This window comes from Bacillus mycoides, assembly GCF_001757995.1.
In the GTDB taxonomy this organism is placed as follows: domain Bacteria; phylum Bacillota; class Bacilli; order Bacillales; family Bacillaceae_G; genus Bacillus_A; species Bacillus_A mycoides_B.
This window is the reverse complement of the sequence record NZ_LXLV01000125.1, coordinates 1-1,252: the sequence shown is the minus strand read 5'-3', so window position 1 is coordinate 1,252 and position 1,252 is coordinate 1. Positions and strand designations below refer to the sequence as shown.

Annotated in this window: 1 protein-coding gene; it reads right to left on the bottom strand. The window is 36.8% G+C overall.

Translation table 11 applies throughout. The features are described from left to right. A protein-coding gene (locus BWGOE10_RS29165; protein ID WP_415858231.1) for an IS3 family transposase occupies positions 1-1,168 on the bottom strand; the annotation gives its coding sequence in 2 pieces (ribosomal slippage) (positions 1-871 and positions 871-1,168; 1,169 coding nt annotated over the 2 pieces). This gene is flagged as partial in the annotation. Positions 1,169-1,252: the final 84 nt, after the last annotated feature.

Below are 1,252 nucleotides of genomic sequence, written 5' to 3'. Positions count from 1 at the left end.
ATCGGAGCTCGATGATTGAGTCGTTTTTGGAATCGTTTGTAGTTATAATGATAGATGTATGTTTCAATTGCTTGAATCAATTCTTCTTTTGTTTGATAATAATTGAGATAAAACATTTCAGATTTAAAATGAGAAAAGAATGATTCAATACAAGCATTGTCATGGCAGTTTCCTTTGCGAGAGTGGCTGCCGATGGCACCTAGCTGTTGAAGCGTACGATGATAAGCATGAGATGTGTATTGGAATCCTTGATCTGAGTGGATGATGGTTCCATACACATCTCTTTTTTGTGTTGCTAAATCAAGTGTATCGAGAACAAGTTGTAGATCATTGCGATGTGAGAGTTTCCAAGCAACAATTTCATTATTGTAAATGTCTTGGACGACCGATAAATAGAGAAAATTATCTTTGAATGGCAAGTAAGTGATGTCTGTGACAAATACCTCATTTTGTTTGCGATTTTGGAATTGGCGTTCTACTACATTTGGGAAAATCTTTGAGGATTTCCCTTTAAAAAAGCGTCGCTTTTTACGGATGATCGATTGAATTTGAAGCTCTTGCATAAGTCTACATACTTTTTTGTGATTCACTAAAAAGCCCTCTTCTCGTAAGGCAATTGTCATACGAGGATAGCCATATTCCTTGTGTTTTATGTGAATCGCTTGAATTTGTTCACGCAATGTATCATCCTTTGAAAAACGTAATTTTCTTTGCATACGTGTTGAACGCCACTTATAGTAGCTAGAACGATTTAACTGAGCAATGACGACAAGCCAGATTACTTTGTATCGAGAACGTAGTTCTTCAATAATCTCGTACTTAGCTGTTTGAGCAAGGACACCTCCTACAGATTTGGATACTGCTTTTTTAAGTACGCCACCTGTGCCTTGTAGTATTCCAACTCCTCTTCCATACTATCGAATTTCGTACGAGGACGACCTTTCAAGGGGTTTTTGAGGCCCTTATTACCACTACTTTTTCCCCGTGAGTCTGAAATACCGCCTGTTTCTTGATATTTCCTAACCCACTCTATTAATTGCGTTCTACTTTTAAGTCCATATTTCTTCGCTATAGCTGATTGACTACCCTCACCATTTAAAAAACTTTCTACAGCTTGTATCTTTAATTCATTTGAATAAGTTTGAAATGTAGACCCTTTTTTAGCCATAATAAAATCCCCTCCAAGTAGAAGTGTAACATCCATGTTTGTTCATGGTCTTTTTACACTGTCTACCTTAAGGGGATAATATCA